We start from the raw sequence: 1,034 nt of genomic DNA on the forward strand, positions 1-1,034 counted from the left end.
CTGCTCGCGCGCCCCCACCCGGCGCGCCGGACCTGCTCCCGCCCAGGCGGTGAGCGCGACGGCGGCCGCTCCGCCGAGCATCACGAGCGCCGCCACGGGCATCACGACGAACGCGCAGACCACGGCTCCCAGGAACAGGGTGAGCGCGGCTCCGATCTGCGCCACCGTGTGCGCGTAGAAGAACTCCAGCTTCTCGATGTCGGTCATCGCCACGGAGGCCGCGCGGCCCGAATGCTCCCGGCGCCGCCCCGGAACGCTCCGGGAGTAGGCGTCGAAGAGAGCCATCCGCAGCCGCGCCAGCACCCGGTACGCGAGGGCGTGCGACACGTCCATCTCCCGCCAGGTGAGGAAGGTGCGCAGCAGCACGAGGGCACCGAGCGCCACCCACCAGACAGCCGGAGGCCAGGTGCCGTGAACGACGGCGCCGCCGACGCCGAGTGCGGTGAGCACCCCGATGGCGGCGAGGGCGCACAGACTCGTGGTGGCGATCAGGTAGCTGCCGATGATGCGACGCCATTCCGGTCGCAGCGGCGGAAGGAGCCGGGCGAGGATGGCCCATGACGAGGTCACGGAGCCTCCTCCACGAGCACCCCGTCACGGAGCACCCGCACGTCGGCCACGCGGGCGAGCGCCTCGGGGCGGTGGCTGATCATGAGCACGATCCTCTCTTCGGCGACGCGTTCGAGCGTCTCGGCGACGGTCAGGGCGCTGCGGTCGTCGAGGGCGCTGGTCGGCTCGTCGACGAGCAGCACGGGACGACCGGCCAGCAGCGCTCTGGCGAGGGCGAGGCGTTGGCGCTGTCCTCCCGACAGACTCGTCCCGGCCTCCGCCACCATCGCCTCGAAGCCGCCGGGGATGGCCCTGATCTCGTCGAGCACACCCGCCGCGGCACAGGCGCGTTCGACGTCCTCCCGATCCGCACCGAACAGATCGATGTTCTCCCGGATGGTGCCGGCGAAGAGGACGGGCCGCTGCGAGACGACCGCCACATCGCTCGGCTGGAGCGGACGCCCGTCGAGCTCGACCGTTCCCGC

At 72.4% G+C, this 1,034-nt stretch carries 2 protein-coding genes; both read right to left on the reverse strand.

Translation table 11 applies throughout. The features are described 5' to 3' along the window. Window positions 1–570, reverse strand: a 570-nt coding sequence (locus DSP71_RS08465) for an ABC transporter transmembrane domain-containing protein (protein ID WP_258546336.1), incomplete at its 3' end; no start/stop codon positions are given. Then, the coding region (locus DSP71_RS22695; protein ID WP_220151101.1) for an ATP-binding cassette domain-containing protein at window positions 567–1,034 on the reverse strand (468 nt) is incomplete at its 5' end. The genes DSP71_RS08465 and DSP71_RS22695, both read right to left, overlap by 4 nt.

This window comes from Microbacterium sp. H6 (assembly GCF_003314775.1).
Lineage (GTDB): Bacteria > Actinomycetota > Actinomycetes > Actinomycetales > Microbacteriaceae > Microbacterium > Microbacterium oxydans.